At 45.8% G+C, this 26,132-nt stretch carries 25 protein-coding genes, 2 tRNA genes and 6 pseudogenes; 19 read left to right on the top strand and 14 right to left on the bottom strand.

The window, feature by feature from the left end; genetic code table 11:
* Positions 1-251: 251 nt before the first annotated feature.
* The gene (gene sopF, locus NBA72_RS00525) at positions 252-1,376 is read left to right on the top strand and encodes a type III secretion system effector SopF (protein WP_042949871.1); all 1,125 of its coding nucleotides are present in this window, start codon (positions 252-254) and stop codon (positions 1,374-1,376) included.
* A 348-nt stretch (positions 1,377-1,724) separates the two neighbouring features.
* Here sopF and NBA72_RS00530 read toward each other — a convergent pair.
* The 8 genes and pseudogenes from NBA72_RS00530 to pagD all read right to left on the bottom strand — a co-directional run.
* Positions 1,725-1,850 (bottom strand): annotated as a pseudogene (locus tag NBA72_RS00530) (hypothetical protein); the annotation flags it as partial.
* A gap of 394 nt (positions 1,851-2,244) precedes the next feature.
* Positions 2,245-2,346 (bottom strand): annotated as a pseudogene (locus NBA72_RS00535) (tail fiber assembly protein); the annotation flags it as partial.
* A gap of 154 nt (positions 2,347-2,500) precedes the next feature.
* On the bottom strand, positions 2,501-2,713 hold the full coding sequence (locus NBA72_RS00540) for a hypothetical protein (RefSeq protein ID WP_042949873.1): 213 nt from the start codon (positions 2,711-2,713) through the stop codon (positions 2,501-2,503).
* A 321-nt stretch (positions 2,714-3,034) separates the two neighbouring features.
* Entirely contained in the window at positions 3,035-3,823 is a 789-nt protein-coding gene (gene envF / locus NBA72_RS00545; RefSeq protein WP_042949874.1) for a putative envelope lipoprotein EnvF, read from the bottom strand.
* A 488-nt stretch (positions 3,824-4,311) separates the two neighbouring features.
* Entirely contained in the window at positions 4,312-4,551 is a 240-nt protein-coding gene (msgA, locus tag NBA72_RS00550) for a virulence protein MsgA (RefSeq protein WP_000497451.1), read from the bottom strand.
* A 180-nt stretch (positions 4,552-4,731) separates the two neighbouring features.
* The gene (locus NBA72_RS00555) at positions 4,732-5,253 is read right to left on the bottom strand and encodes an RICIN domain-containing protein (RefSeq protein ID WP_023195340.1); all 522 of its coding nucleotides are present in this window, start codon (positions 5,251-5,253) and stop codon (positions 4,732-4,734) included.
* A 414-nt stretch (positions 5,254-5,667) separates the two neighbouring features.
* Complete coding sequence (gene cspF / locus NBA72_RS00560) at positions 5,668-5,880, bottom strand: cold shock-like protein CspF (protein WP_001537306.1); 213 nt, start codon at positions 5,878-5,880, stop codon at positions 5,668-5,670.
* A 131-nt stretch (positions 5,881-6,011) separates the two neighbouring features.
* Positions 6,012-6,275 (bottom strand): virulence protein PagD, encoded by a 264-nt coding sequence (gene pagD, locus NBA72_RS00565; RefSeq protein ID WP_042949876.1) that lies wholly within the window; start codon positions 6,273-6,275, stop codon positions 6,012-6,014.
* 805 nt (positions 6,276-7,080) lie between these two features.
* On the opposite strand from pagD, the gene pagC reads away from it, so the two are divergent.
* Both pagC and NBA72_RS00575 read left to right on the top strand, forming a co-directional pair.
* Entirely contained in the window at positions 7,081-7,638 is a 558-nt protein-coding gene (pagC, locus tag NBA72_RS00570; protein WP_042949880.1) for a virulence membrane protein PagC, read from the top strand.
* Between the two features lie 405 nt (positions 7,639-8,043).
* A tRNA-Arg gene (locus tag NBA72_RS00575) sits at positions 8,044-8,120 on the top strand.
* Positions 8,121-8,874: 754 nt separating this feature from the next.
* On the opposite strand, the gene NBA72_RS00580 is transcribed toward NBA72_RS00575, so the two are convergent.
* Entirely contained in the window at positions 8,875-9,219 is a 345-nt protein-coding gene (locus NBA72_RS00580; RefSeq protein WP_042949881.1) for a c-type lysozyme inhibitor, read from the bottom strand.
* 702 nt (positions 9,220-9,921) lie between these two features.
* On the opposite strand from NBA72_RS00580, the pseudogene NBA72_RS00585 reads away from it, so the two are divergent.
* The 3 genes and pseudogenes from NBA72_RS00585 to NBA72_RS00595 all read left to right on the top strand — a co-directional run bounded on the left by NBA72_RS00585 (position 9,922) and on the right by NBA72_RS00595 (position 12,196).
* Positions 9,922-10,194 (top strand): annotated as a pseudogene (locus NBA72_RS00585) (hypothetical protein).
* A 152-nt stretch (positions 10,195-10,346) separates the two neighbouring features.
* Complete coding sequence (locus tag NBA72_RS00590) at positions 10,347-10,814, top strand: Hsp20 family protein (protein ID WP_001218118.1); 468 nt, start codon at positions 10,347-10,349, stop codon at positions 10,812-10,814.
* A 338-nt stretch (positions 10,815-11,152) separates the two neighbouring features.
* The gene (locus NBA72_RS00595) at positions 11,153-12,196 is read left to right on the top strand and encodes a sialidase family protein (RefSeq protein WP_042949884.1); all 1,044 of its coding nucleotides are present in this window, start codon (positions 11,153-11,155) and stop codon (positions 12,194-12,196) included.
* A gap of 82 nt (positions 12,197-12,278) precedes the next feature.
* On the opposite strand, the gene NBA72_RS00600 is transcribed toward NBA72_RS00595, so the two are convergent.
* Positions 12,279-12,809, bottom strand: coding sequence for a cytochrome b (locus tag NBA72_RS00600; protein ID WP_000929974.1), 531 nt, complete (start codon positions 12,807-12,809; stop codon positions 12,279-12,281).
* Positions 12,810-12,957: 148 nt separating this feature from the next.
* On the bottom strand, positions 12,958-13,272 hold the full coding sequence (locus tag NBA72_RS00605; RefSeq protein ID WP_000182479.1) for a TRL-like family protein: 315 nt from the start codon (positions 13,270-13,272) through the stop codon (positions 12,958-12,960).
* Positions 13,273-13,953: 681 nt separating this feature from the next.
* On the opposite strand from NBA72_RS00605, the gene NBA72_RS00610 reads away from it, so the two are divergent.
* The 5 genes from NBA72_RS00610 to NBA72_RS00630 are packed head-to-tail and all read left to right on the top strand — an operon-like array spanning position 13,954 to position 18,739.
* Positions 13,954-15,588 (top strand): ABC transporter substrate-binding protein, encoded by a 1,635-nt coding sequence (locus tag NBA72_RS00610; protein ID WP_042949886.1) that lies wholly within the window; start codon positions 13,954-13,956, stop codon positions 15,586-15,588.
* Complete coding sequence (locus tag NBA72_RS00615; protein WP_001805128.1) at positions 15,588-16,562, top strand: ABC transporter permease; 975 nt, start codon at positions 15,588-15,590, stop codon at positions 16,560-16,562. Before NBA72_RS00610 ends, NBA72_RS00615 begins: the two co-directional genes overlap by 1 nt.
* Complete coding sequence (locus NBA72_RS00620; RefSeq protein WP_000966637.1) at positions 16,552-17,364, top strand: ABC transporter permease; 813 nt, start codon at positions 16,552-16,554, stop codon at positions 17,362-17,364. Before NBA72_RS00615 ends, NBA72_RS00620 begins: the two co-directional genes overlap by 11 nt.
* Positions 17,358-18,155 carry an ATP-binding cassette domain-containing protein gene (locus NBA72_RS00625; RefSeq protein ID WP_042949889.1) on the top strand — a complete coding sequence of 266 codons (798 nt, stop codon included), beginning with the start codon at positions 17,358-17,360 and terminating at the stop codon, positions 18,153-18,155. Before NBA72_RS00620 ends, NBA72_RS00625 begins: the two co-directional genes overlap by 7 nt.
* On the top strand, positions 18,149-18,739 hold the full coding sequence (locus NBA72_RS00630; RefSeq protein ID WP_000947460.1) for an ATP-binding cassette domain-containing protein: 591 nt from the start codon (positions 18,149-18,151) through the stop codon (positions 18,737-18,739). The genes NBA72_RS00625 and NBA72_RS00630 overlap by 7 nt, the downstream gene beginning before the upstream one ends.
* Positions 18,740-18,820: 81 nt before the next feature.
* Here the strand turns inward: NBA72_RS00630 and NBA72_RS00635 are convergent, their stop codons facing one another.
* Entirely contained in the window at positions 18,821-19,954 is a 1,134-nt protein-coding gene (locus tag NBA72_RS00635; protein ID WP_000456065.1) for a mechanosensitive ion channel family protein, read from the bottom strand.
* Between the two features lie 193 nt (positions 19,955-20,147).
* Between NBA72_RS00635 and NBA72_RS00640 the strand changes: the two genes are divergently transcribed.
* The 6 genes and pseudogenes from NBA72_RS00640 to NBA72_RS00665 all read left to right on the top strand — a co-directional run bounded on the left by NBA72_RS00640 (position 20,148) and on the right by NBA72_RS00665 (position 23,872).
* Positions 20,148-20,474, top strand: a complete 327-nt coding sequence (locus NBA72_RS00640; RefSeq protein WP_001183699.1) for a four-helix bundle copper-binding protein — start codon at positions 20,148-20,150, stop codon at positions 20,472-20,474.
* An 8-nt stretch (positions 20,475-20,482) separates the two neighbouring features.
* Positions 20,483-20,559: transfer RNA gene (locus NBA72_RS00645), tRNA-Arg, on the top strand.
* A gap of 111 nt (positions 20,560-20,670) precedes the next feature.
* Entirely contained in the window at positions 20,671-21,318 is a 648-nt protein-coding gene (zinT, locus tag NBA72_RS00650; RefSeq protein WP_001537483.1) for a metal-binding protein ZinT, read from the top strand.
* 108 nt (positions 21,319-21,426) lie between these two features.
* Positions 21,427-22,215 (top strand): annotated as a pseudogene (gene aadA, locus NBA72_RS00655) (cryptic aminoglycoside nucleotidyltransferase ANT(3'')/ANT(9)).
* Between the two features lie 144 nt (positions 22,216-22,359).
* Positions 22,360-22,953, top strand: a complete 594-nt coding sequence (locus NBA72_RS00660; protein ID WP_023242562.1) for a helix-turn-helix domain-containing protein — start codon at positions 22,360-22,362, stop codon at positions 22,951-22,953.
* 68 nt (positions 22,954-23,021) lie between these two features.
* Positions 23,022-23,872 (top strand): annotated as a pseudogene (locus tag NBA72_RS00665) (MerR family transcriptional regulator).
* Positions 23,873-24,126: 254 nt separating this feature from the next.
* On the opposite strand, the gene NBA72_RS00670 reads toward NBA72_RS00665, so the two are convergent.
* Positions 24,127-24,375, bottom strand: a complete 249-nt coding sequence (locus NBA72_RS00670; protein ID WP_000208086.1) for a biofilm/acid-resistance regulator YmgB/AriR — start codon at positions 24,373-24,375, stop codon at positions 24,127-24,129.
* A 78-nt stretch (positions 24,376-24,453) separates the two neighbouring features.
* Positions 24,454-24,608 (bottom strand): annotated as a pseudogene (locus tag NBA72_RS00675) (hypothetical protein).
* A gap of 82 nt (positions 24,609-24,690) precedes the next feature.
* Here NBA72_RS00675 and NBA72_RS00680 point away from each other — a divergent pair.
* Positions 24,691-25,236 carry a chorismate mutase gene (locus NBA72_RS00680; protein ID WP_042947468.1) on the top strand — a complete coding sequence of 182 codons (546 nt, stop codon included), beginning with the start codon at positions 24,691-24,693 and terminating at the stop codon, positions 25,234-25,236.
* A gap of 196 nt (positions 25,237-25,432) precedes the next feature.
* The gene (leuE, locus tag NBA72_RS00685) at positions 25,433-26,071 is read left to right on the top strand and encodes a leucine efflux protein LeuE (RefSeq protein WP_000457190.1); all 639 of its coding nucleotides are present in this window, start codon (positions 25,433-25,435) and stop codon (positions 26,069-26,071) included.
* Positions 26,072-26,132 lie beyond the last annotated feature (61 nt).

Raw genomic sequence — 26,132 nt, forward strand, 5'->3', positions numbered from 1 at the left:
TCTTTATGATGTGTGGTTTGGCTATTTTTTGAAAGTGCCTTACCAGATTTATTGTTATTATCAGGGGATTATTTCAATAAAAGGTGATGATTTATTGCCTGCAATAGTAGGTAGATTAAGCATTTTATGAAATTATTAGTGTCTTTATTTGCACTTCTACAAGGCTGTTAAGAGGTGTTGAAATATCAGCCTGGTAAAGAATACGTCAGCGAAAGTGAATGCTATATTAGTCATAAAAATTCAGGAGACATATGCTCAAACCTATCTTCTACAGTGGAAGTGTGAAGGTTCCGGAATATCTGGAAACAGATAAGGAAAAAAATGTCGGACGTACTCCTCTGTCTTCAGACATTCAGCAAATTAAAAATTTTGTTGAAGATGTTCCGCCATTTCCAGAAAGCAGAGCGGCGAGAGGTTCTGTAAGCGCAGCGTACAGGCTTTCTTTTGACGAAGTGTTTTGCGGTCTCAGCAATGAAGAGCGTAAAAAGGTGTATGGTCGCCTTTTTGGAAAACAAGTACTTGCGCATATTCATTCCAGGTGTCAGCGCGACGCTGACATAATAAGAGAAAAAGCGCTCAGGCGGATAAGCCGTGAGTGTGGTGCCGAAATAGATTGCGCTCTCTTGCTAAATAAGATGGTGGATGTTTTACAAAATGCCCGGCTGACAATAAATTTTAATGCAGCCAAAATTGACTTTGTCTCTCTCTTAAAAAATAAAGAATATCTGAACTCTTATGCATTAGGTTGCAGACCAGGAGATTTACCTGCTTATAATGTCGGACGTGATTCAGTTGAAACTAAAGCATTTGAACTGGAGAAGCTTGCAGATTCACCTTATGCCCCATATGGTCAGACAGGCGGTTTTTCCGTAGCATATACTCCCAACAGTAGAACTTTTAGCCCTACAAGCAGACCAATTTATGCTGCACTGGACTTTCTGAACGGTGAAAACGGAGGTGCCAGCGCCTATGGGAAATCATTTTTTGAATTAAATGATAATGTAAAAACAAATTGTACATTCTCACCTTTTGATATCTACGGCCACAGATTTGGCCTGGATACGAGTAAATTATCTACATTTTGGCATATGGAGAACCTGATTGCATCCTGTCAAAATGATTTTTTTGGTTATAATTGCTTTAAGAGTTTGGTTAAAATGGCTAAGGGCGAAAAATTTTTAGCTCATTCTAATTATGGTACAGGCTATGAAGGGAATTATATAGAGGCTCATATTCATGGTGATGTGTGTTTATTTAGAGATATAAAACACGTTTATTTGTCTTTGCAAGAAAACTCTTACTCGAAAAGTCAACTATATGATTATGCAAAACAAATAAACCAGGCGCTTAATAGAGACTGCATAATATTATATTGACAAGCTTAGTATCAGGCTCTTTAAAAGAGCTTTAAATGATCATGAGCGCATACTCCTTGAGGTAGGCAGTAGCTGCTATCTTTTCATATTTATTAGCTTAGGATCAATCTGGCAGATACCTGGGTGGCGCTCCAGTATGGCCTGGCAAAATAGAGGAATATGGACCAGCAGAAGCGCCTGCTGGCTACTTTTCACTTAAATCGCTGAACTTCACCGGCGCTACAGATGAAGCTACCTTCACAGTCATCAGGTGTCCTGCATTACCACAGGAGTGATTTACTGGCTATCGATATTCCTGCTCATCAGGTTTTTACGCCATCTACGTACATTTATTCTGCTATAAATTTAAATACTGCAAAAAATATTAAGGCTTATTATTTTTTCTTTAAGTAAATTTTCGTTCAACAAACTTAATTGTTTATTCAATGATGATGAAGCATGAGTTATGCTGAAAATGAGGGAAGTTAACAGCAAGGATAATCTTAATATTTACGGGTGATATTATGAGACATCGTGTATTTTTCCCATTGCTTCTGGTGTTGTCGGCTACAGCCTTTTCGGCATCGGCGATGGCTGCCAGTGATTCAAAACCCCCACCAGATAATACAAAACACGCCTCCCGTGGCTGGCCGTTAGGCCCCGAAGCATTTATTCACCCAGAATGGTGTGAACATTGGCCAGAAGGTGAGCTGAAGCCACCGGGGTGGTGTCAGGTTTGTGGTTGTTAGTTTTTTACAGAAAACTATATCAACCATATCAGGACTGAGGGTATATCAGGCTATTATGTTTCATCAGCTCATCCTGAACTGAATATTAACTCAGGCTGGTGTGTTTTATTAACGCCAGCCTGATTTTTCACAATGTTATATTACTGGCTTACAGGCTTATCAGGCCAGTCAGGTTTTGATGTGTCCACACGGTTTACCAACACCCTGTATTTTTCCATTTGTCGCTCATCATCTGTTGCCATCAATGACAGTATTGCACTCTTTCCCGTACATTGCTCTCCCGACCAGCTCACGGTCCAGTACATGACAGTCCTCTACCACTTCGCTACGCCTAATTTTTTGTTTTTGAGTTGCTCTGTTTTATTGCGCTGAACTTGTACCTCAAAAAAATAATTTTCAATACTTATTTGAATGTTTTTTTATGATTTTTTCACGAAATGAGTAAAAAACAAAATGAAGAATGAGATACATAATTAATGCAATAAAAAATGATATCACACCAATTGATGGTCCTGTTTTGTATACGAATAACATGCATAAAAATATAGCAAATAGATCAAGGGAAATATTCGCGATGAAATCAGTAATTATTTTGAAAAAATTCTTCATATTACCTCTTTAAAATATCTATCTTATTCGCCATTTTTAGGCCGGGCAGTGCTCGAAATTCTCACGTACAACGTGTACGCTCCGGTTTCTGCGCGCTGCCCGGCTTCACACTGGCTCCAACAAGTACGCCCGCTGGACCAGGTTCCTGGCGTCACATAACTTCACCTGGTTATCCAAAAAAGACTCAATAAATAAATATTTTGAGTACGAAAAATTACAGTGTCAGAGAATGAAATGGCGATTCGCTGTCTTCAGGCAGTGCCTTAGTACCTGGCACGCGCTCTTTCGTGCTATAATTTTTATCAATGTTTGTATCGCCTGCTATTTTTTAAATGTCTGTTGTATTTCGTTCATCTTTTCAGCTGCTTTTTTACGCTGACTTTCAATGTCTTTTCTCGATTGTTCAACAAGTTGCTGTGCTTTTTCGGCTTCTTTTTTTGGGTCGAAAGGTTCTTTGATCTCATATCCGGCAATAGAACCATCCTTATTTAAGGTCATTACCGCACGTGCTGTATTTTTAGCAGTGATGGTAATGTCATAGACGAATTCGCCATTATGAGCTATCTCTGCTCGTACAACGATATCGCTATCTTCCGTAACGGAAATGATGCCACTGGCGTTAGCGCGTTTAATTGCTTCCTGAATACGCTCTGGTATAATGCTGAAATTGATCGAGTCGAATTTGAATAAAGCTTCTTTTAGTGCTTCTTGTTTTTGCTCCTCTGTTATAGTGCCAAAGATGGTTAAGTTGACAGGCGAAGGTCCCCCCCAGTAGCCGTTGTTAAATTTAAACATCTCTACTTTAGCAGGGGTGTTAACGCTCTGTCGAATGAATGAATACCCGCCCTTGAAGAAACGGACTTCAATAATCGCAAGATTGGCTCCACCTTTTGCGTTGATATTGGCAATAGCTTTTTGCATTTCGGATTTGTCGTAAAAGAACATTGATTGCTGGTGCTCTTTTTGCTGGATTTCTTGCATGTATTTCTCTTGATTTTTTTCAGCTTCCGCCATGGCATCTTTATCGTTATCACAGGCGCTAATTAGAGTTGCCGCGATGAAGGTAATCGGAAGTAAGAGATTTTTATATGTAACATGTATCTTATTCATGTGAAGTATTTCCCTTTTTTATATAAAATAGATGCCTTGACTGGTCGAGACTATCCTGGAAACATAGTAATAATGCGTGTGCATATCTGCAGTAAGTTTTAGTTATGCTGGTTTTATTTCGGATTTTTACCTGTTACTTTTTGTTCGTAAATAGGTATTTTACGTATTGATGATAAGTTTAGAACCTATCCCAGTAGGCGTAATCGTTAAAGCCAGTTTGGCGAATAAAAGAGTCTAATGGGATAGGCTCTTAATAAACAAAAAAACCAAACGTACTTTCAGAGTTCAGGCTGGAATGCGCATAGCTGATTGTTGATAAGGGCTATTCATACCGACAGGCCAGTGAAGCGATGAATGTCGGTTCCACATACCGGTCTGAGGTATCAACAACGACATGTTCTGAGTGGTGGCGTTTGCGTTATATCGTCACAGACAGCGCCTCAGGGCGCTGTTTTCGATCGGACATGTCGCTTTCGCAGGAGGGGACGTTATTCGGCGACCAGCCACATATCAGCCTCTTCAAACATCTCTTCCAGCATACGGTGCAGTCGTTCTTTCTCGGTTTTTGTACAGTCACTGTTTAATGCGTTCGCCTGCATTGGCTTAACTTTCACTTGCGCATCGGGAAAAAGTTGATGTACGCGTTTTGTGAGTTCATTGAGGATGATTTCGCGTGCGCCTGGCAAACCTTCAACATTTCGCTTGTCATAAACGAGTTCGACGAACATCGCCATTTCCTTTTTACTGGTTGGATGACCAGTATTTAAGCTGGGTATATAACTGGTGTCAAGGTTTAGCCGCCGTTTTGTCATCCTGACGTTGCGGACGTGACCGCACGTGGAAGTAAAGGTCGCTAACCTGTTGTCGTGTCATGAGGTTAGCGGCTCTCTCTTCACAGCGGTGTCCTGCTACCTGATGGTAAATTCCAGGGCGCGACTAAAATCGCAATCGGCCAACACAACAGGGTCGCCTTTTCTGACAATAATGCTATTTGTGCCCAGGCATTTTCGGCTCTGTTTCCCCTTAATTTTGTTATCATCAGTGAGCCAGCGCTGGTTATCATTACCCGTGCATGAATAAAGAATGATTGGTGTGCCTTCTTTTGTACCTTGTCCTGCGGCATCCAGACATTTCTCACCCTGCGTGATTCTATCTCGGTGAAATGAGAAAAGCTGAGATTGCACATGCTTACACTCCCGCAGCGTCAAACGATTCTGTTGATCTGGGCCTGCATCAAGGCACAGACCATCAGTTGTCCGAATTTGTTCCGCGTCATTTATGTAATAACCACCGGAATTAATTTGGTTTTGCGTAATGACCGGGAACGACAAATTAATACTATAAGGTGCGGGTAAGCCGTTCGTCGTACATCCACATAAAATAGAGGAGAGGCAGAGAACCAGTGTGGTTTTTCCTGAAAGCAAAGTCATTCAATTATTACCCTAAAAATAAATAGCGTTACAACTATATTGGCGATTTATACCCACTGAATATGACGTAGCATTGAGCGGCAATAGAGATAATTCCGATAGAATCACATAAATACTTCGGTTAAATGCGCGCAGCCAGCCACTCCTGTGACGATGGGTATATAGCGTTAAATACTTTTGCAATATTAGATGCTATCACAGTGAAAAACGGCTGTACATTTCTTCACGTTAAACAAAGTGAGAAGGGGGGACACCCGATATATGATAAAAGAGCTCACAGGAGTCATTAGCAAAATAAATCCTTTAGATTTTCGCCACTGAAAACATTCTGCAGCCTTTCAGGCAAAGCCTCATAGCAGACTGCGGAGGTATACGGGCTCGCTAAATTTTTCTGAAAAAATGCCGAGTGACGAATTATGAAAGATAAACGTTGGCGGCGGTAGGTCCGCGGAGGCCATTAATACGACAAAACTCAACGCGTATACCGGGGATAAGCGCTTCTGTTTCGTGTTGGCGACATGCTGAAATGTGGACCTGAACATCTTTGCGTCCATCGGAGGGGGTGATGAGACCTTTACCGCTCTTACAATCAAAGGTTTTGACAATTCCTGTCATTTTACGAGACAAACAAATTCCTTAATGGGGATAACGAGGCGCACTATACACGTCAGGAAAAATAATGCCAGCTATATTTGATGGCAATCAAGATTTCCGGATGGCTAAAAGTAGTCGTTCGGCACCATTGTAGATAAATAACATTATGTTCTGGAGAAAGTATTCCCTTTCCTGACGTCGTTGGTTGGTGCGGACATCATGGGTTTTGCCGTTGGGCAGGATGGTGAACTAATCTGCCTGGCTTGCTTTTTATCAGTATTTGTAGGTGGTTGCGGGGTTTTACTACCAAAATCGTAGATAAAAATATCCCATGATGCCTGTTGTAAACCAGAACAATGGCCTGAACTGGCCAAAACATGGAATGAAAAAATAAGTAATGACCAAAGCATAAAAGCATGATGTCTCATAACACCTCCTGTTATATGTAATGACTTGTGAAGTTCATCTAATGAATTATGGAACGTCATTGGCATTTTTTATTCAACGAAGAGTTAACCACTCTTAATAATAATGGGTTTTATAGCGAAATAGACTTTTTTATCGCGTGTTCAATATTTGCGTCCGTTATTATTTTCCTGGAATGTAAATTCTCTCTCAACACAGGTGATATTTATGTTGGAATTGTGGTGTTGATTCTATCCTTATAACAAGAAATGTTGTAACTGATAGACATATTAAAAGATTAAATCGGAGCGGGAATAAATCGTGCTAAGCATCATCGTGAATATGATTACAGCGCCTGCGATGGCATATAACGGTATTGCGGCCGGAGCGTCACGTGAGGACTGTGAAGCACAATGCGATATGTTCTGGTTATATGGCGAGTTTGCTTAATGACATGTTTTAGCCGATCGGCGTCAGGTTTCTTAATGTGGTTGTGAGATTTTCTCTTTAAATATCAAAATGTTGCATGGGTGATTTGTTGTTCTATAGTGGCTAAACACTTTATGGTTTCTGTTAAATATATATGCGTGAGAAAAATTAGCATTCAAATCTATAAAAGTTAGATGACATTGTAGAACCGGTTACCTAAATGAGCGATAGAGTGCTTCGGTAGTAAAAATATCTTTCAGGAAGTAAACACATCAGGAGCGATAGCGGTGAATTATTCGTGGTTTTGTCGATTCGGCATAGTGGCGATAACTGAATGCCGGATCGGTACTGCAGGTGTTTAAACACACCGTAAATAATAAGTAGTATTAAGGAGTTGTTATGAAAAATATTATTTTATCCACTTTAGTTATTACTACAAGCGTTTTGGTTGTAAATGTTGCACAGGCCGATACTAACGCCTTTTCCGTGGGGTATGCACAAAGTAAAGTTCAGGATTTCAAAAATATTCGAGGGGTAAATGTGAAATACCGTTATGAGGATGACTCTCCGGTAAGTTTTATTTCCTCGCTAAGTTACTTATATGGAGACAGCCAGGCTTCCGGGTCTATTGAGCCTGAAGGTATTCATTACCATGACAAGTTTGAGGTGAAGTACGGCTCTTTTATGGTTGGGCCAGCCTATCGATTGTCTGACAATTTTTCGTTATACGCGCTGGCGGGTGTCGGCACGGTAAAGGCGACGTTTAAAGAACATTCCACTCAGGATGGCGATTCTTTTTCTAACAAAATTTCCTCAAGGAAAACGGGATTTGCCTGGGGCACGGGTGTACAGATGAATCCGCTGGAGAATATCGTCGTCGATGTTGGGTATGAAGGAAGCAACATCTCCTCTACAAAAATAAACGGCTTCAACGTCGGGGTTGGATACCGTTTCTGAAAAGCATAAGCTATGCGGAAGGTTCGCCTTCCGCACCGCCAGTCAATAAAACAGGGCTTCTTTACCAGTAACACGTACCTGCCTGTCTTTTCTCTCTTCGTCATACTCTCTTCGTCATAGTGACGCTGTACATAACATCTCACCAGCATAAGCACAGATAAAGGATTGTGGTAAGCAATCAAGGTTGCTCAGGTAGGTGATAAGCAGGAAGGAAAATCTGGTGTAAATAACGCCAGATCTCACAAGATTCACTCTGAAAAATTTTCCTGGAATTAATCACAATGTCATCAAGATTTTGTGACCGCCTTCGCATATTGTACCCACCGTTGAACGACTACTGAAAAGTAGCAAGGTATGTATTTTATCCAGGAGAGCACCTTTTTTGCGCCTGGCAGAAGTCCCCAGCCGCCACTAGCTCAGCTGGATAGAGCATCAACCTCCTAAGTTGATGGTGCGAGGTTCGAGGCCTCGGTGGCGGTCCAATGTGGTTATCGTATAATGTTATTACCTCAGTGTCAGGCTGATGATGTGGGTTCGACTCCCACTGACCACTTCAGTTTTGAATAAGTATTGTCTTGCAATCCTGTTACAGAATAATTTCATTTATTACGTGACAAGATAGTCATTTATAAAAAATGCACAAAAATGTTATTGTCTTTTATTACTTGTGAGTTGTAGATTTTTCTTATGCGGTGAATCCCCCTTTGCGGCGGGGCGTCCAGTCAAATAGTTAATGTTCCTCGCGAACCATATTGACTGTGGTATGGTTCACCGGGAGGCACCCGGCACCGCAATTTTTTATAAAATAAAATTCACACCCTATGGTTCAGAGCGGTGTCTTTTTACATCAGGTGGGCAAGCATAATGCAGGTTAACTTGAAAGATACGATCAATAGCAGAAACCAGTGATTTCGTTTATGGCCTGGGGATTTAACCGCGCCAGAGCGTATGCAAGACCCTGGCGCGGTTGGCCGGTGATCGTTCAATAGTGCGAATATGAATGGTTACCAGCCGCTGCGAATTCTACCTGGGTCACTTAATAAAGCAAAACATTTAAACGCTCAACAACGACAATTCAGACAGTTCGAACTTTTCTTTAAAAATAGGATTAACCATGCTTAAAAGTGGTTACTAATTAGCCATTATACTACGGTAGTGATTCACATATTCTTTAACGTTACGTTACAGGAAGGTTGAAGTGGAAATGCCTGATGAGCCTTCAGGCATTTCTTAAGGTTAGTTAGCTAAGGAACAGTTACTGAGAACAGGTTTATCATCACTTTCCACCAGTTCAGCCGTTTTGCCTTTGGTATAAAGTTTATAAGTATAATTTTTGTCTATGGCTTCGTAATTTGCTCCGGAGGCCATTTTCATTAACCGCATCGGGATCATCTCGTTTACCTGACTGATAATCGCATAGGCGTTTCCAGCCTCGGTGTTGACGTAAATCACCTCCATAACCTGGTTATCATTACAGGTGTATATAGATTTAGAAATCTCCTGCGAAGCTGCTATAGAGGTGGTACTGGCGCTAAGTGTCGCGAGAAAGAGGGTAAATGGGATCAATTTACGTTTCATCATTAGTATCCTTTGTGCATAAAATTGTCGTTAATTCCCTGGAGTACGGGAGATAAAGCGGCATCAATACGATGAATGCTGTAGTATTCCTGTTTACTGACGAAAAGTGCGCCAGAAAAGCGTATTATAATTTATCTATTACTGACATATGTGATGAGTAGACAAATCTTAAAATCATAAACTATAGGCTGCAAATCATTATGGTGCGATAGAAAATGATTGTCACCACTGCTCAATACTATGGCATAAAAACCGAAGAAAACGGTACTGTTCACTGTCTCGTTTCATACGGTATCTGTCAGTGAAACTATTTCTTTAAATGATGGTCTTTTTATTATCGATCAGATAATGGCATCAACAGGGGTTATTCAGGAGTATATGTGAAAAAGTGGCTTATAGGAGGGATATTGATCGCAAGTTTTCTGACCGGTTGTCTGATGTGGCACAACATTGATAAATGGTTTAATAAAGATATCGAATTTTTCTACGTCGGAGACGATAGCTAAAATTCCAGTCAGTTGGCAACGGGGGTCATATCTTCAGGTATGGCGCCCGGAGTAGCCGGGCGCAAATTGTAGGTGTATAAAAGTCATTTCATTAAAATTTTAGCGACAACATGGACAGTCACTACCGCGTGCTAGCGGCCCTCTGAAGTCACAAGATGAATAAGCCAGTTTTTTGTTTCAGCGGTGACTGAAACATATTTTGCTCCTGGTGGGCTTACCGCCAGTTGCTGAAAAAGACAACGATGATGTAACTGTTGCAGAGACTGACGAATACGACGACCGTGAATTTTATTTTTGGCGACCATATTTCCTCCCAAAAGGCCGCCCGAAGGCGGCGCTGGGTTTGATAATGGAGAAGGGCGTTGGTCACTGCCATAACCAACCTGTATACACTAATGCAATTGATAATTATTATCAATTGTGATGATGAAGAAAAATTGTAAAGATGAAGGGACAGCGGAAATGGCAATGAACGGGATGAGACTTTTCGTTAACTACTTAAATTCGTGACTAAAAAAAGGCTTTTATAGACTTGAAAATGTTTTTTCCGTCCCTATGTAGTCAGTGGACAAGCAATGCTTGCCTTGATGTTGAACTTTTGAATAGTGATTCAGGAGGTTAATGATGGCACTCAGAACCTTGTCAGCACTTCCCGTGTTTGCTGATTCTCTTTTCTCTGACCGTTTCAACCGTATTGATAGACTTTTCAGTCAATTAACAGGAGATACGCCAGTCGCTGCGACGCCAGCTTACGATCTGCAAAAGCGCGATGCGAATAACTATCTGCTTACCGTGAGCGTTCCTGGCTGGAAAGAGGAAGAGCTTGAAATTGAAACGGTTGGCGGCAACCTGAATATTACGGGTAAACACACTGAAGAGACGGTAGAGGATCAGACGCACTGGATTTATCGTGGTATTCGTAAGGCGGATTTCCAGTTGAGTTTTTCTTTGCCTGAACATGCTAAGGTGAATAATGCGAAACTGGAACAGGGCCTCTTGTTGGTAGAGATTTACCAGGAGATCCCTGAAAGCGAGAAACCGAAAAAAATTGCCATAGAAAGTAAACCAAAGGCGATTGAACACAAATCATAATCGCGTTAATAGAGGCCCGTTTAGACGGGCCTTCATTGCCTGTAGCGAAAAGTATCCCGTCATGCTTGTAGGCACAGATCGCTAAATATTATAGCCCTGACCTCTATATTATCCCGTGCCACTGACCTCGTCGCCATTGGACGGCGGTAAGTTGGAATTATCCGCGAGGTCAGTCCAATTTTTGTCCACTCTCGACATTCTGCCTGTTATGGGCGCGATATCTGAACATAAATTCGTATAGCGGTTCATCGTTTTCACCGCGTTGATGCTATTTCTGCTAACACTACTTTCATACGTAAAAAAGCTGATGCTTTTTACCTTATTTAATCGAGGCAGGTATGAAATTAGCGCTCGTCAATCGGCAGGTCATTTTACCGGAAAGCGGAACCGAGTCCTTACAGTGCCATGCCTCTACGCTTGTTCGCTTACCGTGCGGTACGCTCGTGGCCGCATGGTTCGCGGGGTTGCGCGAAGGAAGCGAAGATACAGCCATCTGGCTATCTCGCTATGAACATAATATCTGGACAACACCGCAGCGAGTGGCGGCACGCGAGGGGGAAGCGCACTGGAATCCGGTGTTATTTTACCCGTCGGATAAATTGTGGTTATTTTATAAAGTAGGCAGCGACGTACACGTGTGGAAAACCTGGTTTATCACCTCCAGCGATCGAGGATTTACCTGGAGTACGCCAGCTCCGTTGGTCAACGGTGATATTTTGCCGCGTGGTCCCGTGAAAAATAAACTCCTGCTGGCATCAAATGGCGCCTGGATTGCGCCAGGGTCGATTGAAAGCCCTGAACGGTGGAGGGCATTTGTGGATCGATCCTCTGACGAAGGAAAACACTGGAATATCTCTTTTGTTCCGCTGGAGCCTGATAACGCTATTCCCGGGACAAACGTAGCGTTGTGGGATGGTGTAAAAAAGGGGATGTTGTGGGAATGTTGTCTGGAAAACCTCCTGCGCTGGGATGGCGTTATTCAGCCTACGCTGTGGGAGTCTTCTCCGGGGCATATCCATATGTTGTTACGAAGCACACGCGGGGCAATTTTTCGCAGTGATTCAATCGACTATGGCGCTACCTGGTCTGTTGCCCGCGCGATATCTTTACCGAATAATAATAGTGGTATCGATCTGGTTAGTATGCAGGACGGTACGCTGATTCTTGCGTTAAATCCGGTCAACGGCAACTGGGGAAAGCGCTATCCGCTTTCACTGATTGCTTCCCAGGATAATGGCGAATCATGGCTACCGCTACTGGACCTGGAAAGTGACCGCGGTGAGTATTCTTATCCCGCTATTATTAGCGAGGGCGGCGTCGTACATATCACCTACACGTGGAACCGGAAAAATATCGTATATTGTCGATTACAAACGGTATAAGGCGCTATCAGTCGAAACCGATAGCGCTGGAATAATAATGCCTTGCCCGGCGTGCTCTCTCACGTCGGGATGGCCGAAATAGTCATGATTTACCGGGTAACATCCTTGAAAATGTATCGTCTTTTTGTATGTAATGGTGAAACAATGCCGCTGCTGCATGCATGGCAATCAGGAAATAGCCGATATTGGCCAGCATTTCATGAATACGCTTTATATCCGATTTTAGGGTGCTATCTGGCGTCAAAAATACCGGTACAGTAAAACCAAAAAAGCTCCAGCTTTTCCCGCCTGACGCCATCATCGCGACGCCCAGCAGCGGTAAGGCGAGAAAAGTGAGATAAAGCGCGATATGCATTAATTTAGCGGCTACGTGCTGCCAGTGAGGAGGGGGAGGCGTAATGACCGGATCCGGGTATTTGTGTTTAAGATATAACCGTAAAAACATCAGCGCCCAGACCAGAACGCCCATGTCATAGTGCATGTCTTTCATAAACAGGTAAACGCTGGAGCCTTTTGGCGCCCACCCCCGTAACTCAATAGCCGCATATGCGATGCCTGTCAGGAGCAGTGTTAACCAGTGAAGCGTTATTTGCAGTCTTGAGAAATGTGCCATTATTATTATCCTTTATTAACAACTGCTTGTAGGGTATGCGTAAAATCTTAACAGAACCTTAAAGCGGGGGCTGAGTCGCAAGGAACAGACAGAGATAGCGGCACGTAAAATGGGATAAAAAGCCGGCGGCATCGCCGGCTTACTGTTGTTATTGTCCTCTTACGACAACACAGGTTTTACCATAAAACGGATATGAGCCTGTAGTTTCATAATCAACACTCGACACTAAAGAAATATCGCCCGCTTTTTTCGCTGAATCAATAGATGCGTCGCCGGTATTTACAATACCCAATACCGTTTGCGCACACGCTTTACCGGTTTTGGTTGCCGGGAGACTCGTGGCAGTAATTGGCCCTTTAACATCCGTATATAAGCCAATCCCTGTCGGTGATGGTCCTGTAGCACACCCCGTTAAAAGAGAACCAATAAAGATAATTGAAAAAATGTGTTTTTTATTTGTCATGGGATTAGTCCATTATAAATTAATAGAAAACTTACCGTCCGAAAATGTCCGGACAGTCATTTAAAAAGTGGTGTATATTAAATATGCGATATTACTCTTTGCACCCTCCTGTTGATGTCGTACCTGATGGACAAATATCCGTTGAAGCCGGATATATTCCCCATGCCGTGTTTTTATAACTTGCGCATCCTGTCAGCAATGAGAACAGTACGGCTAAAAAAATCATCACGAGCCCTGGCGGCGTTAACATTTTTCGGTTGGACTCCATAGCATGTCATTTCATCGGGTTGCCATATGACTGGCGTTCTGCTGGTAAGTTTCATTAACGCCCGGTTCGTTTAATATTGGTTTAGGTTTAAAGCCAGGAAGCGCTAATTACGATACCTTCTTACGTTTCAGTACTGACTAATAACGTTGAGAAAATGAACAGCGTCGGATGGGAAGACGTAATACAGAATAGAAAGGCAATAAGAGAATAAGATGGCGTTAATTAACCCGGTATTCCTGGCGTCATTTCCCTTGCGTTTTATCCCCGTCAAAAGCGGCCTTTAGCCCACGTTGGCGCTCCCGGCGCTTGTGCGTATGATGTTTTTAAAAGATCGTCATACTTTCTGTTCTGCATCAATTTTTTCATTACAAATGCTCGCCATAATGCCGTCCTCAGGAGGTCTCCCGACGTTTATGCTGCGCCGGGAGAAACAAAAACAACGCATAATCTGGGACAAATTGATGATTAAAGGCAAACTGGCGCTCGTGACGTGCGCGCTGACTCTGGTATTCACCTCGCCGCTTTTCGCTGCGTCGGACACGGCAGATGGCCATACCTTAAAGCTGGCCATTGGCCCTGAGCCAACGGAAGGCTTTGATCCTATGCTGGGCTGGAGCCACGGCAGTTACTTATTGCTTCATGCGCCGTTGCTCAAGCAAAACGCCGATATGAGTTGGGGTAATTTACTGACGGAAAAAGTGGATACCAGCCCCGATGGTAAAACCTGGATACTGACCTTAAAACCCGATCTGAAATTCTCCGATGGCTCGCCATTAACTGCCGAAGATGTCGTTTTTACGTACAACAAAGCGGCGAAGAGCGGCGGTAAAATTGACATGGGCAACTTTAGTCATGCACGAGCGCTGGATGCGCGCCGAATTGAGATGACGCTGAGCCATCCGCAGAGTACCTTTGTGAATGTACTCGGGTCGTTAGGGATTGTTCCGGCCAGCCGTTATGATGAAAAAACGTTTGCCCGCGAACCGATAGGCGCCGGTCCGTACCGACTGGTCAGCTTTCAGCCGGGTCAGCAACTGATCGTTGAAGCTAATCCCTGGTATGCGGGTAAAAAGAATGACTTTAACCGGCTGGTTTTTGTCTTTCTGGATGAAGATAATGCTTATGCCGCCGCGCGCAGCGGACAGTTGGGACTGGTGCGCATTGCCCCTTCTATGGCGGTGGCCCCGCAGCAGGATAATCTTAAACTCTGGGTACGCGATAGCGTTGAAAACCGGGGCATTGTCTTCCCGATGGTGCCTGCCGGTAAAAAGGATGCTAACGGTTATCCTGTCGGCAACGATGTGACCGCTGATGTCGCTATCAGACGCGCAATTAACTATGCCATTAATCGTAAGCAACTGGCGGAACAGGTGATGGAAGGCCATGCGATACCCGCCTATAGCGCGGTGCAGGGATTGCCGTGGCAAAATCCTTCAGTGATATTCAGCGATGGCGATATTGCAAAAGCGCGCGCCATCCTGGAAGAGGCTGGCTGGAAGATAAACCGTGCGGGCGTGCGTGAAAAAGCAGGTAAAGAAGCTCGTCTGACCTTATGGTATGCCAGTGGCGACAGCACCCGACGGGATCTGGCCGAGGCGGTGCGCGCCATGTTGCAGCCTTTAGGCATTGTCGTCTCGTTGCAGTCGGGAAGCTGGGAAACCGTAGAGCGCCATATGCACGCTAACCCTACGCTGTTTGGCTGGGGAAGTCTGGACCCGATGGAACTCTTCCATCACTACAGCGGGAAAGCCGCTGGTGTGGAATATTATAACCCGGGCTATTACAGCAACCCTGCGGTAGAAGCACATCTGAAACAGGCTATAGATGCGCCTGACTGGCAAAAGGCGATTCCTTTCTGGCAGCAGGTTGAGTGGGATGGAAAGCAGGGCGCGGGCGTTCAGGGCGATGCGGCATGGGCATGGCTGCTTAATATTCAGCATACCTATCTGGCCAACCCCTGTATTGATCTGGGGAAAGGCGCGCCAGAAATCCACGGTAGCTGGTCGGTGTTAAACAATCTTGATGACTGGACCTGGACCTGTCGGTGATGAAATTGTTCTTCAGTCATTTTTTGCGGCTGATTATTCTGTTGATGCTGGTGGCTGCCGGCACCTTCATTTTGCTTAGCTTTTCGCCCGTTGATCCTATCCGCGCTTATATTGGCAACGATCTGCTCCATGTTCCGCCAGAACAATATGCGCGGATTGCGGCGCGCTGGGGGCTTGACCAGCCGCTGTGGGAGCGTTTCGGTCACTGGTTTTGGCGTTTGCTCCAGGGTGACATGGGGTATTCCATGCTGTTCAACATGCCTGTCGCCAGCGTGATCCGGGAACGTTTTGCGACGTCATTCGCGCTGCTGGCAGGCGCCTGGCTATTGTCTGGTGTGCTGGGCGTGACATTGGGTTTTCTGGCCGGACGTTTTCTTCACCGCTGGCCGGATAAGATGATTTGCCGTATCAGCTACTTATTGTCATCGTTGCCCACCTTCTGGATAGCAATGCTGTTGCTGGCGCTGTTTGCCGTCCGCTGGCCGGTATTACCTGTTTGTTGCGCCTGGGACCCCGGAAATAATGCAGGAACAGCTCTTTTATCGGAACGTTTACGCCATCTTGTGTTGCCGGTATGTGCGTTAAGTCTGTTGGGCATGGGGCAAATTGCGCTGCATACGCGAGAAAAAATAGCCAGCGTAATGAAGAGCGAATTTATTCGTTTTGCGCGCGCTCAGGGGGATAAAGGATGGTCGCTGTTACGTCACCAGGTGTTACGTCATGCGATTACCCCAGCGCTCTGCTTACAGTTTGCTTCTCTGGGCGAACTGATGGGGGGAGCGTTACTGGCAGAAAAAGTCTTTGCGTATCCGGGGCTGGGACAGGCCACTATCGATGCCGGCCTGCGTGGCGATGTCCCGCTACTCATGGGGATCGTTTTATTCTGTACGCTATTAGTGTTTGCCGGAAATACGATTTCAGCCTGGCTTGTGGTGGTGCTTAATCGATCGCTGGAGCGTCCCGATGCTCTATAATCCTGCCCCGACGTTGTTTCGTCTGATCCTCTCCGTTACCTGTCTGCTGTTTATTGCCGGATACGGTTATGCCACGTTGAGCCAGCCGCCAGAGGTTAATCTGCTTGCCCGGCATCTGTCGCCTGATATCCAGCACTGGTTTGGCACCGATAATCTGGGGCGTGATGTATGGCTTCGTTGCTTTCAGGGGGCCTTCACCAGTTTACAAATTGGCGTTGGCGCCGCGCTGTGCAGCGGCGTTATCGCGCTAGTGATGGCGGCAGTGGCGCGCATTCATCCCCGGCTGGATCTCCTGATGCGGCTGATAACCGATGCCATGCTCGCCATGCCGCATTTACTTTTGCTGATCCTTATCTGTTTTACGCTCGGCGGCGGTAAAAGCGGCGTCATTGCGGCCGTGGCGTTAACGCACTGGCCCCGTCTGGCGCTGATTCTGCGCGCCGACGCGGAGCGGGTAGCGCAGAGTGACTACCTGACATTGACCTATCGTCTGGGGCATGGACACCTTTATTGCTGGCGATATCACTATTTTCCGGCGCTATTGCCGCAATGGTTGACGGGAACGTTATTGATGTTTCCTCATGCGGTATTGCACAGCGCGGCGTTAAGTTTTCTGGGGTTTGGGCTGGCGCCGCATGAGCCTTCGCTGGGGCTGTTGCTGGCGGATGCGTTACGGTTTATTAGCCATGGTAACTGGTGGCTGGTGCTGTTTCCCGGCCTAATGTTATTCACGCTGGTGATGCTCTTCGATCAGTTTGCGCGCGCCATTCAGCGGCTGTGGCTAAGGAGTGACGTATGCTGAGTTTACAACAGGTTACGCTGGAAAGTGCGCGTTATCGCTGGTATGGCGCGAGACGCTGGTCGCCGTTATTACAGAATGTCTCTTTTGATATCGCGCCCGGCGAAATGGTGGCATTGGTTGGCGGCAGCGGGGAGGGCAAAAGTCTGCTGCTGCAATGTCTGCTCGATCTGCTGCCGGAAAATTTACGCTTTCGGGGGGAGATTACGCTTGATGGCAACCGGCTGGACAGACATACCATCAGGCAGCTTAGGGGCAATACGTTTAGCTACGTGCCGCAGGGGGTACAGGCGCTTAATCCCATGCTGAATATCAGAAAACATTTGAACAGAGCATGTCATCTGACCGGACGCGCCTGGGATGAGACGCAAATGGTACAGCTATTACAGCAAAGCGATCTTGCACCGACAGTCCTGGAACGCTTTCCCCGCCAGCTCTCCGGTGGGATGGCTAAACGAATTCTGGCGTGCCACGCCTCGCTCAGCCAGGCACGTTATATCCTCGCGGATGAGATCACCGCCTGGCTTGATACCGCACTGGCAAACCAGTTGCTTGAGCACTTGCGAGGTCTCTGCGAGCGGGGATGCGGCGTGCTGTGGGTGACTCATGACCTGCTGCTGGCGGCGCGGTATGCCGATCGCATTGTGGCGCTGCATCAGGGTTATATCACGGACAATATCCGCTGCGAGCAGTTACAGCCGGAAGAGATGAGTGAGCCGTTAAAACGGCAATGGCAAGCATTGCCTGAACTAAACTCGTTATTTATGCCGACCGGAGAGGGAATAGAATGCTAAGCTGCCGCGACCTCGTTATTCGTCAGGGTGGGAAAGTCTTATGGCAGAACCTGACGTTTACGATTTCTGCCGGTGAACGGGTAGGAATTCATGCGCCAAGCGGAACGGGGAAAACAACGTTGGGGCGTGTCCTGGCCGGATGGCAAAAGCCGACGGCGGGCGATGTTCTGCTGGACGGCAGCCCGCTACCCCTGCATCAGTATTGTCCGGTACAGCTGGTCCCCCAGCATCCTGAACTGACGTTTAATCCCTGGCGAAGCGCCGGAGACGCTGTGCGTGATGCCTGGCAGCCTGACCCGGAAACGATGAGGCGTTTGCATGTGCAGCCCGAGTGGCTGACGCGTCGGCCAATGCAGCTCTCAGGCGGGGAGTTGGCGCGTATTGCGATACTGCGCGCGCTTGACCCGCGAACGCGTTTTCTGATTGCCGACGAAATGACGGCGCAACTCGATCCGTCTATTCAAAAAGCGATATGGGTATACGTGCTTGAGGTGTGTCGCAGCCGTTCATTAGGGATGTTGGTGATTAGCCATCAGTCTGCGCTACTTGATCAAGTCTGTACCCGCCATTTACAGGTGGAATAGCCGCAAGTCGTTTCTCCGCATTGCCGTGTCGCCGTTAACGCACCGGGAACCCATGGGTTCCCGGTATTGTCGGCAGAGATTTTACTGCATGACGCGTTTATCTGCGTTTTTTGCATCAGCGGTATTACTGTAGTCCCTGGTCTCTTCAACCTGTACAGGGGCTCTGACGACCAGACTTGGCAGCGCCAGTTCGATATCATTCTCAATGAGTTTTTCAATAATACGGATATTTATCTCTTGCTGAATATCCATGTATTTATTGTAATCCGCGGTATTGACGATATGCACCACCTCATAGGTCAGCCGATCCTGACCAAAGGCCAGTAGATGGGCGCGGTCGAATTGTGTTTCGCCGACATCGGTAATAATCTTTTTCACCATATCGCCGATGAGGCGTAACTTTTCCGGCGGTGTCGCAGTGGCGACGCCAAAAGTAAACACGATACGACGCGTTTGCATCCGCTTATAGTTGTGTATGGTTTGCTGCAACAACTGCGCGTTCGCACAAACGATCTGTTCGCCGCTGAGGCTACGGATGCGGGTGGTTTTCAAACCGATATGTTCAATCGTACCGGCTACATCATTAAAGACGACGAAATCGCCGATCTCGAAGGGCTTATCGAAACCAATCGACAGCGAAGCGAAGACATCGCTCAGAACGGTTTGTACCGCCAGGGCAATAGCAATACCGCCCACGCCGAGGCTGGCTACCAGTGCGGTAATATCCACGCCGACGTTCGCCAGGATGGAGAGCAACATCATAGACCAGACGAGCACGCGCAAAATCATACCAAGAATGACTAACGTCACCGGGTTTTTATTGGAGCCTGGGGCATACAGTAAATGACGCATCCATGACTGTACGCCCTGATCAAGCCAAATCGCCATTTGAATCGCAACCACTAAAAACCAGGCGTGAGAGAGGGTAGAGAATAACCGGTCGGGCAGGGCGACAAAGCGCAGGCTAAAGAGAAATGCGGCAAAAAAGATTAGCATCTTACTGGTCTTTTTCAGCATCTCGAAAACAATAGGCCGCAGCCGCCCATGAGCATCATCCTTTTTATCCGGGCGTTGTAGCGCTTTATAGACCACATTAAGTAGCCAGTTGATGAGCCAGTAAGTAATGAGGGTGACGAAAAAAACGACCGCCAGATTGATCCAGAACGTCGTTGACATCAGCATCGCAACGATATTTAGTCGTGCTAAATACTCCATTTTACCTCCGATGAAAAGCAGATGAACATTACAGTATAGACGTCACATCACGGAGGCCGATTTCCGGCTTTACTATTGCTGTTTTATTCAGCACTTTTGTTCAAAAAGTATGAAAAAGAGGGGTAGCCGTTTGGCTATCCCGGCGTTTCTGTGCAGACTTATCTACTCCTCTTAATAAAATAAGGAGTCATTTATGCAACAAGAACATCGTGAGTGTATTGAGCAGTGTTATGAATGCGCGGCGGCGTGTGATATCTGCGCCTCTTCTTGTCTGCGTGAAGATAACGTCGAAATGATGAAGCACTGCATCCAGTTAGATATGCAATGTGCGGCCATTTGTCGCCTGGCGGCGCAATTTATGGCGTTGGAAAGCGAGTACTCACAAAAATTATGCCGCCTGTGCGCGGATATCTGCAAAGCCTGCGCCGAAGAGTGTGCAAGGCACGATCACGATCATTGCCAGAATTGCGCGCGGGCATGCAGCCAATGCGCAGACGCCTGCCTTAAAATGGCCGCGTAATTTTTCTTCCGCCATTAGCTCAACCGGATAGAGCATAGAGCTTCTACCTCTAAGGTTCGGGGTTCAATTCCTCGATGGCGGACCAGTTGATATCAAAAAAGGCCACCTGCGCGGTGGCCGCTGAGTTTCTGTTGAAATAAATGCAATGTTATAATATAACAATCATCTTTCTAAGAAAGATGAGGGTAACGTTTTGGTGATTCATTTAAAAAAACTGACAATGCTTCTGGGAATGCTGTTGGTAAATAGTCCTGCCTTCGCGCATGGTCATCATGCTCATGGCGCGCCGATGACGGAGGTTGAGCAAAAAGCGGCAGCGGGCGTGTTTGATGACGCTAATGTACGCGATCGCGCGCTCACCGACTGGGATGGTATGTGGCAATCCGTCTATCCTTATCTGGTTAGCGGCGAGCTGGACCCTGTCTTCAGACAAAAGGCGAAGAAAGACCCGGAGAAAACGTTTGAGGATATTAAAGCGTATTATCGCAAAGGATACGCGACGAATGTTGAGACTATCGGTATTGAAAATGGCGTTATAGAATTCCATCGCGACAATAACGTTGCATCCTGTAAATACAATTATGCCGGCTATAAAATTCTGACTTACGCATCGGGTAAAAAAGGGGTGCGCTACCTGTTCGAATGTAAAGATGCGAATAGCAAAGCGCCTAAATATGTTCAGTTTAGCGATCATATCATTGCCCCGCGCAAATCGGCGCATTTCCATATCTTTATGGGAAATACCTCGCAGCAGGCATTGTTGCAAGAGATGGAAAACTGGCCTACCTATTATCCTTATCAGTTAAAGGCGAATGAGGTCGTTGACGAAATGCTACATCATTAAGTCTGATTGCAATGTTAAAAGCTCGCTATGAATAGCGAGCTTTTTTTCTGCCGTTATGCCATATTTCTGGCAATCAATATAAAAAATACCTGCGCCCCCGGAGCGATGATGACGCTGTCCATACCGCCCTCGATTCAATGCCAAACGGAAGCGGCATGTCGCCTGATTACTCGTGTCACAGGCGATACATTGCGTGCTATTCATTTATATGGTTCCGCTGTCGCGGGCGGTCTGAAGCCAAACAGCGACATTGATCTGCTGGTGACAATATGCCAGCCGCTGACGGAGGCCCAACGCGCAACGCTGATGCAGGAATTGCTGGCGCTTTCATCGCCGCCGGGGGCGTCAGCAGAAAAACGCGCTCTGGAGGTCACTGTCGTGCTTTATTCGCAGCTGGTTCCCTGGTGTTTTCCACCTGCCCGGGAAATGCAATTTGGCGAGTGGCTAAGAGAGGACATTTGCCAGGGGATTTATGAACCAGCGCAACAGGACTGGGACATAGTGTTACTGATAACCCAAATTCTGGAAACCAGTATACCGCTAAAGGGCGAACGCGCGGAACGGCTGTTCACGCCAGCCCCTGCGGCGCAGTTGCTGAAGGCCTTGCGTTATCCCCTCGACCTTTGGCAATCCACGGCAGATGTGCAGGGAGATGAGTATTATATCGTTTTAACCCTGGCGCGTATCTGGTACACCCTTTCTACCGGGAGATTTACCTCTAAGGATGCGGCGGCTGACTGGCTGTGACCTCAGTTGCCAGAAGATTATGCTGCCACGTTGCGTGCGGCGCAGCGTGAATATTTAGGTCTGGAGCAGCAGGACTGGCATATTTTGCTGCCTGCGGTCGTACGCTTTGTGGATTTTGCCAAAGCGCACATCCCCACGCAGTTCACATAAGATGCCCCAGGACGTCTGTCAGGTTGCGCAAACGGCGTTCCTCAACTACTACTTAATAGGTTCTCATCGCTGAAGTAAGCAGATGATCTTATGCGGGCCATCGAATGGATATTTCCACATGGCTCTCGTTTTGTTGAGGTGGATATGACTGGTTCCGCATCATCTGTTTTAAAGACAGATACAAGACTATTGAGCGAAAACCTGTTTCTTAATTATGGTCTGGAGTCCTTATTTAAGGACGTCGCAATAATAGCTGGCAACGTAAATTATATTATTTTTGATATCGACGATTACTACACCGTACAGCAGTATATTACTTCCACATTTAAAACGGTACTCATTGGAATTGTTACCCATAATGAATATAACTTTATTGATGAACATCATGTCATATATCGAATAAAGGTCGATGCCTCTATTGCTGAGTGGCGTGAGTTACTGATTTTGGCCGCTGCTGGTCAATTTTTTCCCAGGCCAGAGAAAGTCAGATTAACGGCGAATGAAAGAAATGTTTTGGCGATGCTTGTTAAAGGAATGGATATCCGACAAATAAGCTGTGAGCTAAATGTACATTTAAAAACTATTTACTCAGTACGCTACCATGTTCTGACTAAATTAGGTTGTAGAACAGTTCTGGATTATCAAATACTGTCCGTCTCTAAAGCCTTTACGCACTGGCTTACAATAAATAATGTTGATAATGTAATTTCCCGTGTAAATAGTAAGGTCATTGCTTAATAATGATTTGCTTCTGATGGCGTTTAGGTTCACTATGCTTTCTTACATCATCATGAGGCCAGACAGGCATGGCTACTTTTAGTATTAGCGCAATGGCGGCACAGTGTGGTGTCACAACAGCAAATATCAGGTCCTGGGAACGCTATGGCCTGCTTCAACCTACCAAAGATGAAGCTGGCAATCGTTTTTTTATTGCATAGAAGATGCTATCAGAATACAGCATATTATCGACGCGTTAAGCAAAGGCTTCTCATTAAAAGAGATTAAACCTGCACTCTATGGTGAAGAAACGCATTGCCGCTCGGGATGGTTATTTTACCAGGAAGAGATTTTAGCGCAGTGTAGAAAATTCGAACCCGCCAAATTGCGGAAATTACTCTGGCGTTATGGTCGGGAAATTCCGCCGTGTATCGTCATTGAGTCAATACTGCGTCCTTTACGGCTGTGGTTGTCCGCAGGCGATGATGATGCACGCCGATTTGAAAAGGCATTACTGGATACTGCGATTATTGAATACGCCACGTTCCAGCTAAGTAGCGTACGAAAGGCGCCAGCAGGCACAATGCTTATTGCTGCGTTTTCGCTGAACGACCCCATTGAGCTATGGCTGGAAACGATTAAATATTGTAGTGAAGGTATGCGAGTTGAAGTCATCCCCTGGCAGGCGCCGATGCCCGATCTTTTATCAACGTCTTTCGAGCATATTGTTCTGTGGCATGATGAGACATTAACTCCCGCGCAGGAAAATCTTATTCAGGCTTTAAAAGAATCGGGTAAATTTAGTCTTCATGTGAAAAATGGCTCATGCTTAACATTACTGCCAGCCGTATATCGGCAGCATGAGATGCCAGAAAGCATGCAGCATGTTGCACCGCAAATCCATGCAAACGGCTACGAAAAATCAGGCACCGCACGTTGAGGCATCTGCATTATTAACGAACAGGGGAGGAGTAACCCCCTCCCTTGTTTATACCCTTCATACTTCAAGTTGCTTATGTGTTGGCTACGGATTACTCGGCCCATCCATGGGCCTCGCCCTGACGGGCCGTCGCACGCGACGTTCAAATCTGCTCCCGGCAGATTTGTCGTTCACCCCAGTCATATAGTTATCTATGCTCCTGGGGACTCACTCCCTTGCCGCCTTTAAGCAACTCGAATTATTTTGGGTATATATTAGATGTCGTCAGGTGTCTGAAACAAAACGGCTTCTAAGGCATTACGGTAAATATCAAGCTGCACTACGTCTTTTTCTGTTTCCAGTTTTTCAATAAGTTTGGCGATGATATCCTTATTTGAGACATGCTGCTGCGATTGCAATAGTTCGTAAGTAATTTCCTGAATAGCTCGCTGTTCACATAACATATGTGCAGAAAAAGGATTGCCAGTACTATTTTGTTCGTTGACTAGTGTAATGGTAGTCATATTTCACCATATTCGATGTAAATTGAAGCCGATCTCCCTGAGCGGGGGAGAGAAATTAGTGACCTATTAAAATTAGACCTATATCATAAAACCGTAATAAAAAATCATAAAAACGTGATGTGCATCACATTTGTGTGATTTGTTGTATATTTTATACACTTTAAGTGAAGGTGAAGATTCCGTAGAATCAACGGCCTGTTCTTTTTATCACTCCAGTTTAAACGAATAAGCATTAATACCCATCTGTAATAATTACTTAATGTTATCTTAATAAAGGTAAATTACTGTCAGGCCTCCGTAAAAAGAGGTTGATTAATGATTCGTCATATCGCCATTTTTCTTTGTTCTTTATTGATGTGCAGCACCACTTTTGCCGATTCGGTAACGTCGGTATCGCTTGGCGCGCTCTTAACCGCGCTCAATGAACGCATGTTATTAATGAAAGATGTGGCTGCTTATAAAATGAAGCACCATCTGCCGATAGAGGATTTCACGCGTGAACAAAATGTTTTCACCGAGGCCGAAGAAGAAGCGAAAAATAACGGTCTGGACCCGCATTCGATAACCCCTTTTATTCGTTCGCTAATGGATGCCAGTAAAGCGATACAGTACCGCTATTTAGCGCAGTGGCGAACCGGCTCAGAACCCTCCTTTCCGATACAAACCTTGTCGGTCACCCGGCAACGTATTCGACAACTTGATAATCAAATGTTGATCATTATCAGCCAGCGCTTGATGGTCGGCGCTTTCAGCCACGAGGATATGGTGTGGCTGAGAGCGAAGTTTAATGCGCCGAATCTGAATGAGAGCGATATCAGTGATGTGTTGGCATCTCTGTCTTTGGTGCGACGCGCGCGTTAATTCCCCATGAGGAAACGTGGGCCAATACCGGGTGATTGCCTGCGGGGGGCGCGATACAAGAACGTTTTTGGGTGATGTGGATATAAGCGTGGCGGAATAGCGGCTGGAGAGACGTGGTTTCGCTTCCCATCTTCCGGTGCATTCGTTAGCATACTGTTTCGCAGCTAAGCGTAAATGTTTTCAGGAAGAGGTTAATGTGTTCGCGGAGTATGGTGTTCTGAATTATTGGACGTACCTGGTTGGGGCGATTTTTATCGTTCTGGTACCGGGGCCGAATACGCTTTTTGTGCTTAAAAACAGCGTGGGACGCGGGGTTAAAGGAGGATATCTTGCCGCATGCGGCGTGTTTATCGGCGATGCGATATTAATGTTTCTGGCGTATGCGGGCGTGGCGACGCTGATCAAAACAACGCCGGTTCTGTTTAACATTGTTCGCTATCTCGGCGCGTTTTATCTGCTCTACCTTGGCGCAAAAATCCTTTACGCCACGCTGACCTCAAAGGGGCGTGCGGCGACGGAAACGGTAGTTCCTTTTGGCGCTATTTTTAAGCGTGCTTTAATTCTTAGCCTGACGAATCCTAAAGCCATACTTTTTTATGTTTCCTTTTTTGTGCAATTTATTGACGTTACTGCGCCGCATACTGGGGTGTCATTTTTTATTTTGGCTACCACCCTTGAAATCGTCAGTTTTTGCTATCTGAGCTTTTTAATTCTTTCTGGCGCTTTTGTAACCCACTATATTGGTACCAAAAAGAAACTGGCAAAAGTGGGCAATTCTTTGATTGGCCTTCTTTTCGTCGGGTTTGCCGCCAGGCTGGCAACGCTCCAGTCTTAACCCCCTGAACCCGTCGACAACGGCGGGTCATTGCTCTCCTTTCGGTTTTATCGCGTGGAAA

The sequence above is a fragment of the Salmonella sp. NW1250 genome (genome assembly GCF_051812965.1).
GTDB classification, from domain to species: Bacteria; Pseudomonadota; Gammaproteobacteria; order Enterobacterales; family Enterobacteriaceae; genus Salmonella; species Salmonella enterica.

Coding starts and splice junctions, on each gene's coding strand:
- sopF (WP_042949871.1), top strand. CDS start 252: ATGCTCAAACCTATCTTCTACAGTGGAAGTGTGAAGGTTCCGGAATAT.
- NBA72_RS00540 (WP_042949873.1), bottom strand. CDS start 2,713: ATGAAGAATTTTTTCAAAATAATTACTGATTTCATCGCGAATATTTCC.
- envF (WP_042949874.1), bottom strand. CDS start 3,823: ATGAATAAGATACATGTTACATATAAAAATCTCTTACTTCCGATTACC.
- msgA (WP_000497451.1), bottom strand. CDS start 4,551: ATGTTCGTCGAACTCGTTTATGACAAGCGAAATGTTGAAGGTTTGCCA.
- NBA72_RS00555 (WP_023195340.1), bottom strand. CDS start 5,253: ATGACTTTGCTTTCAGGAAAAACCACACTGGTTCTCTGCCTCTCCTCT.
- pagD (WP_042949876.1), bottom strand. CDS start 6,275: ATGAGACATCATGCTTTTATGCTTTGGTCATTACTTATTTTTTCATTC.
- pagC (WP_042949880.1), top strand. CDS start 7,081: ATGAAAAATATTATTTTATCCACTTTAGTTATTACTACAAGCGTTTTG.
- NBA72_RS00580 (WP_042949881.1), bottom strand. CDS start 9,219: ATGATGAAACGTAAATTGATCCCATTTACCCTCTTTCTCGCGACACTT.
- NBA72_RS00590 (WP_001218118.1), top strand. CDS start 10,347: ATGGCACTCAGAACCTTGTCAGCACTTCCCGTGTTTGCTGATTCTCTT.
- NBA72_RS00595 (WP_042949884.1), top strand. CDS start 11,153: ATGAAATTAGCGCTCGTCAATCGGCAGGTCATTTTACCGGAAAGCGGA.
- NBA72_RS00600 (WP_000929974.1), bottom strand. CDS start 12,809: ATGGCACATTTCTCAAGACTGCAAATAACGCTTCACTGGTTAACACTG.
- NBA72_RS00605 (WP_000182479.1), bottom strand. CDS start 13,272: ATGACAAATAAAAAACACATTTTTTCAATTATCTTTATTGGTTCTCTT.
- NBA72_RS00610 (WP_042949886.1), top strand. CDS start 13,954: ATGCTGCGCCGGGAGAAACAAAAACAACGCATAATCTGGGACAAATTG.
- NBA72_RS00615 (WP_001805128.1), top strand. CDS start 15,588: ATGAAATTGTTCTTCAGTCATTTTTTGCGGCTGATTATTCTGTTGATG.
- NBA72_RS00620 (WP_000966637.1), top strand. CDS start 16,552: ATGCTCTATAATCCTGCCCCGACGTTGTTTCGTCTGATCCTCTCCGTT.
- NBA72_RS00625 (WP_042949889.1), top strand. CDS start 17,358: ATGCTGAGTTTACAACAGGTTACGCTGGAAAGTGCGCGTTATCGCTGG.
- NBA72_RS00630 (WP_000947460.1), top strand. CDS start 18,149: ATGCTAAGCTGCCGCGACCTCGTTATTCGTCAGGGTGGGAAAGTCTTA.
- NBA72_RS00635 (WP_000456065.1), bottom strand. CDS start 19,954: ATGGAGTATTTAGCACGACTAAATATCGTTGCGATGCTGATGTCAACG.
- NBA72_RS00640 (WP_001183699.1), top strand. CDS start 20,148: ATGCAACAAGAACATCGTGAGTGTATTGAGCAGTGTTATGAATGCGCG.
- NBA72_RS00660 (WP_023242562.1), top strand. CDS start 22,360: ATGACTGGTTCCGCATCATCTGTTTTAAAGACAGATACAAGACTATTG.
- NBA72_RS00670 (WP_000208086.1), bottom strand. CDS start 24,375: ATGACTACCATTACACTAGTCAACGAACAAAATAGTACTGGCAATCCT.
- NBA72_RS00680 (WP_042947468.1), top strand. CDS start 24,691: ATGATTCGTCATATCGCCATTTTTCTTTGTTCTTTATTGATGTGCAGC.